Consider the following 529-nt stretch of genomic DNA (forward strand, 5'->3'; position numbering starts at 1 on the left):
CCGCAAAGGCGGTGTGAACATTCACTATCTTGAAAAGAAGCTCGGCGACAGCCATTAAACCCAGCTGTTTTCAGCTAGGTGAGTGACACTAGAAACCCCAGCATAGTCTGGGGTTTTTTATGCCTCGAGACAAACTAGGGAGGAATTTGCTCTATGCTTCGTCTGACTAGTAGGTTCATTATTTTAATCAGAGAGAACACCATGCTGCGCCTTATTTGCTCAGGCCTCCTTAGCCTGATTGCCACACTTGCAGTGGCTGCCACCCCAAAACTCGACCCAAGTATCGATTACCACAGCCAAGCCAACCCACACGAGGTGCTCACAACCCACCTTACCTTGGATCTCAGTGTCAGCTTCAAGAAGCAGGAGCTAAGTGGCTCAGTCATCTTTGACTTTGAGCGCAAAGCCGACAAGGTGAGCGAATTAGTACTCGACACTCGAGACCTCACCATCGTCGCTGCCAGCGCACGCGTTGATGGCAAATGGCAGAAGACCGGCTTTAAATTAGAGGCTCCCCATACAGCACTAG

1 protein-coding gene is annotated in these 529 nt (G+C 50.3%); it reads left to right on the forward strand.

Annotated elements, in window-relative coordinates; all coding sequences use genetic code 11:
* Positions 1-153: 153 nt before the first annotated feature.
* The coding region (locus tag ACFQEU_RS17975; RefSeq protein ID WP_379784384.1) for a hypothetical protein at positions 154-529 on the forward strand (376 nt) is incomplete at its 3' end.

It is taken from the genome of Halorubrum tibetense (assembly GCF_042661865.1).
Classification (GTDB): domain Archaea; phylum Halobacteriota; class Halobacteria; order Halobacteriales; family Haloferacaceae; genus Halorubrum; species Halorubrum tibetense.